Genomic DNA, 5,088 nt, shown 5'->3' on the forward strand with positions numbered 1-5,088 from the left:
CCCTTCTGCTGCGGCTTTCCGATTTCTCCAATGTGGAGAACCCGAGCTGGTCGCAAATGGCGGCGGCATCTTCGTGCGACAGTCCGGCCACGGGGCATTCGGCTTCGTCGCCGCTCCGTTTGGTGTGCCGGCGTTCGGCAGCGTTCTGTCGAAGCAAGTCCTATCGCACGTTATCTCATCAGCTTGATCTGAAGCGAGATGCTCAGCCTCAGAATCCTGTCGCCGTTTTCGTTCCGCACTTCAACAAATACTTGCTGCCCGTCCACCTCGGTCAGTGCATCTTTCGTAAGGTCGATAAGGCCTTCGAAGCCCACGCGGCGCACCTCCTCCAGACCGGCACATTCGATGCCGATTTCGTCCTGGATGACCACATCGTGATCGCCACTATCAAAGAAAAATCGTGCCATCCGAAAGCTTCCGTCACCACTAAGCTGCGGGGTTCCTTTGGTGCAGGTAGGTCGTTTCGAAATCACCTGCACGAGTGAGGCCGGGCCAATCAAGAGCCTGCACCCTTGGGCCTGTGGTGGCGATGAGGCCTCTACGTCGAAGTTCCTGAAGCATTCGGTTGACGTGGACTGTAGACAAGCCCAATGCATCGCCAAGTGCTGCCTGGGTAATGGGAAGATCCGCGACGTGATCCTGGATGCGTCCAACCGAGCGCAAGCGAAAGATCAGTTCGCACAAGATGTGAGCCATGCGCGTATAGGCCTCTCGTCGTCCCACATTCGTTACCCATTCCCTGTAAATCGCTGCATCGATCAGCGTCGAGCGCCAAAAAGCCGTCGCGATTCGGGGATGCTGTTCGCAAATGGCGCGAAGAGCGTCATGTCGCATGAAGCCCAGTCTGGCTGCTGTCAGGGTCGTGAAATTGCAATCCATGACCGACAGATGCAGTCCGTGCAGATCGGGAATGTCCCCAGCCACAAAGAAGGATGTAATCTGCCGTTTGCCATCGCCGGTAAGTTTGGTGGAACCGAGCAGGCCATCCAAAACCACGAACGAATTGACAGGGCGGTCACCCTCACGCACCAGGTCGTAATTGGCAAGAAAATCCTTCTCCTGAATTTGGATGTCTTTCAAAACATCAATATCGCCCTCTCGGAGATCCGAGATGCTCTGGAGCTTGCGGATAAGTACATCCGAGGATGAAGTGGGTGACAAAGTGGCTACCTAGCTGATGTTGGTTATCGAACTTGCATCCGCGTCAAAAGTTCCGGATAGCCGTAACGAGGCGCCGGACTGCTGGTCGGGAACTGGGAATTCAGGATGCCGAGGCAGGTCCTTGGCCGGGACTTCATTGCACGGGGCACAGGAGTGCTGCACACCCATAATCGAGCCCCTCGAGCAGCGCATTAACCTATGACATAGGCTGCGCTCGCAATTGTCGCTGCGACATCACATGAGGTGGTTGATCCGCCAAGGCCTGACGCTGCAACCTCACCTATGAGGGCCAGATGGCTCCGGCCAGGCATCAGGCAAAAGGCGTCTCACCTGAAGCGAGAAATCCGGCCTTGCAAATGGGCATCTCAACGAGCCCGCTTGAGGTCCGGCCGCGCAATGTCGCCACACGGTTGACGAGCGGCTATCTATTGGCGTCACTCATGGTTCATCAGGCGTCTCCAAAATCCGGCCTGGTGGGGAATCGAACTTTCTGCCGATCAGCGGGCTTTCGGATATGTCCGTCGGAAACGATGTGGAGAAATTGATGCGGAACCTTATACTGGCCTTCGCAGCACTTGCCCTACCCGCGTGCCAATCGGCTCCTGAACCGCTGCAATCCGCCGCTATCGAACCTGCTGCCATTCCCTCCCAATCCGCCTTGGATCCTGCCGTTGTTCCCCCCGGCCCGGCAATAATGGATCAATCCGTGGCAATCATTCCTCCTTCAAAGGGCGTTCCAACAAAGTACGCTGCTTTTTCGGGCAATTGGGTCGGGCGATTGGAAGGCACATATGAAGGTAAACTGTCTGTTCAATCTGTTTCTTCAAACGGAAAGGTGACCGTAACCTACGCATGGGGAATTCTGAGCGATGACAATCCGGGTGAGGCCGCGGGCGAAGGAAAAATTGTAGGGAATACGTTGAAGCTGGGGCGCCTCCCGAATGGCGCGGACGTCAGTTTTAGGATGATGCCCGACGGCACGCTGACCGCAACCCATACGCTCGCCGGCCAGACCTATACGGGCATGTTCATCAGGCAGTGATCAAAGAAGATACGGCCGCGTTCCCGCGGTTTTTGATCCGAGCATCCCGCGCCCTTGGACCATCTCCCATAGCGGCCCTTGAAATACCAGTCCCTGGCGTCATAGTCGCTACGTTCGAGGACCGTGGCGGCCCCGGACCGAAGCATTTCCTCAACATGGGGGTCAGGAGACCCCCCTGACCGCCCACGTCCCAAAACACACCACCGATGCCAATCCCCATTAATTCTGAGGGGCTGCGGGGCGTTTCGGCGCGGCTTGCATGGGTTTCGCGCAGGTTCTGTTGGGACCGGTTTGCGTACGTTATCGAAGGTGTGTGGTGTTGGATCGCCCCAGGTGGACCTGCTTTGCACCGCCTGCGACAGTCCCTAGCGAATGGCGCTATCCTCGCTGCCGCGAATCGGACGCGGGCTTTTTTCTTGTTTCGTGAAACGAAAGGTCATTCCGCAAGTTGGCTTCCCAAAGGAGGAACCCAATGAAAAAGGATGGCGATGGCCGAGTCGAAAAGGGCAATCAGCAATTGCTTGCCCGACGTCTGTCTGAAGAAGTCGGTATTTCAGAGCCGGATGCGCGCGGTCTGATCAAGCTTATCGGCACGGATTGGAATTCGCTGCTTCGTGAAGCCCGATTTCTGAAAGAGAGGCACTAGAACGCTTCTGCCGGTCACATGATCTCGACTGAAAATATTATTGCTCTCGCGGCGGTAGTTTCTGGGCTCCGCCGGCTGTGAGCGAAGAACATGCTTCCGCCCCATCGGAGGGTGTCATGACTGCTCCCGCTACCACGCGCCTTTAGAAGGCAGCGTCGACGACAAAACCCGTGTGATGTGGCTGCTGCACTCCGGAGCGCACTTCGAAGAAGCCACTTTAAAGACATGCTACGGGGTAGAGGCTGTTGAGCCGCGCACCTTATGGCTGGATCATCTCATTGCCAGAACAGGACCGTCCAAGGGAACTGCTGCAGGTGGCGCTTGGTGGGATATTGTCACTGGCATCCGACGAAGGCTAGTGGGTCATACCTCGGCCGGGCCGCGCTATTGGTCCCTCCATGGCGCGGCCTTCTTGGGAGAAGAGATTGACCCGTGGGTACGGTTTGGCTCACGCGCGACTGTGCCGCGTAGCGCAGGCGGACCGAAGCGATGGCGCGATGAAGAGGCGCAGGCCAACCGCCGTTGATCTTCAGGCCGTAAGCCCGGCCCCACACCTCAAACGTTGAAGCCGTTCGCTCGGCACTCGACGCCGTGCGTGGTCCCCGTCAGAGGCGTGAGCCTTGACCGTGGATTCATCTGCAGTGACTGGCAAAGGTAAGATCATCCGAGCCGGCGCCGTATCCCTCCATACAGCTTGCGGCTTGCTCAACTGCGACTGATTTATGCCGATCGTCGGCGCGTTGCGATGGCACCTCGCAGGAAGGGTCTGCCCGGATAACCGGCTCCAGATCGTGGGGGAAGTTCGGCGCATGGACAGGCAGTGCTTCGGCCGAATTGTCGCCCTTTTGAGCCATCGCTGGAAGGATTTCAGCGATCTCGACCAGGATTTCCTTGACCAGATGTCTCATCTGCGCGCCCGCCCTGCGGCCCCTTGCTATGGCGATCAAACTTGCTGACGTAGCCGATGTTCCCGCTTGAGCTGAATGGCGCACGCTCTGCCGGCAAAGATCGATGGAGCGGCTTGACGCGACGGGCCGCGTCCCTCTCGCCTGCATGATCGATATTGGAAAGTCGAAATTTGAACGGACTGTCGCCTGCCTTCGTCGGAGCGTTGGATGATCCGATCACGGCATGTGCCTGACCCCCGACTTGCCTCGCGCAGCTTCTTCCCTGGCTGCTGTCTGCCTCTGACGGGGTCGACGGGAACAAAGGCTCGATCATCCGGTTTGGAACCATCCCGTTAAGCACAGGACGAAAGTGCAGCCTGGCGGATGAGATACGGCAGCCGGATTGCTCATGGCTGCTTCGATCTGCATTCGGCAGCCGAGACTGAGCCCAAATGCCTGCAGGAGACTTCGTATGAGCGAAGCACGACACAGCGAAGGCAATGAGGTGACTTCGATTGCGGGCACGTCGCCCTTCGCCAGTTTTTTCATGGCTGGTTTTGAGTGCTCGTCGCACCGGCGCAAGGACGGCGTCCGCCTCGATCTTATCCGTGCGACCTCGCATTATTTGCACGCCCTGGGCGACTACCGCGGTTGCGCCGAACTCGGTCTTCGTACCGTCCGCGACGGGTTGCGCTGGCACCTCATCGAAACCGCTCCTGGAAACTATGACTGGTCAAGCTGGACGCCGATGGTCGAAGCAGCGCAATCGGCAGGTGTCCAGGTCATCTGGGACATCTTCCACTACGGATGTCCAGACCACGTTGATCAAGGGTCGATGCATTTCATCGATGCCTATGCCTCGTTCGCTGCAGAAGCTGTGAGGGTTCATCGTTCAATCGCCGGTACAGCGCCTTTGTTGTGCCCGATCAACGAAATCTCGTTTTTCGCCTGGGCTGTTGAGGTTGGCTATTTCCCGCGCGTTGGCCCGAAGAAGCGGGGATGGTTCAAGAGGCACCTCGTGAGAGCTGCAATAGCTGGCGTTCGCGCGATGCGCGAGGTCGATCCCGCTTGCAGATTTGTCTGGGCCGAGCCGCTTATCCACATTGCCCCTCGCGACCGGACGCGGACCGAACGGCGTCGGGCTGAAAATGCCCGTCTCGGACAGTTCGAAGCTTACGACATGCTGCTGGGCCGGGCAGAGCCTGAGTTGGGGGGCAGCGACGATGTTGTCGATGTCGTTGGCCTGAATTTCTACCCGCACAATCAGTGGTACCTCAACGGGCCGACGATTCCCATGGGGCACCACGAGTACCGTGCCCTATCCGAGATGCTGATCGAGGTCGCGCATCGAT

6 protein-coding genes are annotated in these 5,088 nt (G+C 58.0%); 3 read left to right on the forward strand and 3 right to left on the reverse strand.

Annotated elements, in window-relative coordinates:
• Positions 1 to 170: 170 nt before the first annotated feature.
• Together EN925_RS22825 and EN925_RS22830 are read right to left on the reverse strand one after the other, a co-directional pair.
• Positions 171 to 407, reverse strand: a complete 237-nt coding sequence (locus EN925_RS22825) for a hypothetical protein (RefSeq protein WP_024504626.1) — start codon at positions 405 to 407, stop codon at positions 171 to 173.
• Positions 408 to 426: 19 nt separating this feature from the next.
• On the reverse strand, positions 427 to 1,161 hold the full coding sequence (locus EN925_RS22830) for a Crp/Fnr family transcriptional regulator (RefSeq protein ID WP_013525123.1): 735 nt from the start codon (positions 1,159 to 1,161) through the stop codon (positions 427 to 429).
• Positions 1,162 to 1,705: 544 nt separating this feature from the next.
• On the opposite strand from EN925_RS22830, the gene EN925_RS22835 reads away from it, so the two are divergent.
• Positions 1,706 to 2,203, forward strand: coding sequence for a hypothetical protein (locus tag EN925_RS22835; protein WP_127388431.1), 498 nt, complete (start codon positions 1,706 to 1,708; stop codon positions 2,201 to 2,203).
• A 472-nt stretch (positions 2,204 to 2,675) separates the two neighbouring features.
• Positions 2,676 to 2,849 (forward strand): hypothetical protein, encoded by a 174-nt coding sequence (locus EN925_RS22840; RefSeq protein ID WP_013525125.1) that lies wholly within the window; start codon positions 2,676 to 2,678, stop codon positions 2,847 to 2,849.
• Positions 2,850 to 3,481: 632 nt separating this feature from the next.
• Here EN925_RS22840 and EN925_RS22850 read toward each other — a convergent pair.
• Complete coding sequence (locus EN925_RS22850) at positions 3,482 to 3,757, reverse strand: hypothetical protein (protein ID WP_013525127.1); 276 nt, start codon at positions 3,755 to 3,757, stop codon at positions 3,482 to 3,484.
• Between the two features lie 451 nt (positions 3,758 to 4,208).
• On the opposite strand from EN925_RS22850, the gene EN925_RS22855 reads away from it, so the two are divergent.
• A partial coding sequence (locus tag EN925_RS22855) for a beta-glucosidase (RefSeq protein WP_128336943.1) occupies positions 4,209 to 5,088 on the forward strand: 880 nt, incomplete at its 3' end.

It is taken from the genome of Mesorhizobium sp. M7A.F.Ca.US.006.04.2.1, from assembly GCF_004022915.1.
GTDB lineage: Bacteria > Pseudomonadota > Alphaproteobacteria > Rhizobiales > Rhizobiaceae > Mesorhizobium > Mesorhizobium ciceri.

Coding starts and splice junctions, on each gene's coding strand:
- EN925_RS22825 (WP_024504626.1), bottom strand. CDS start 407: ATGGCACGATTTTTCTTTGATAGTGGCGATCACGATGTGGTCATCCAG.
- EN925_RS22835 (WP_127388431.1), top strand. CDS start 1,706: ATGCGGAACCTTATACTGGCCTTCGCAGCACTTGCCCTACCCGCGTGC.
- EN925_RS22840 (WP_013525125.1), top strand. CDS start 2,676: ATGAAAAAGGATGGCGATGGCCGAGTCGAAAAGGGCAATCAGCAATTG.
- EN925_RS22850 (WP_013525127.1), bottom strand. CDS start 3,757: ATGAGACATCTGGTCAAGGAAATCCTGGTCGAGATCGCTGAAATCCTT.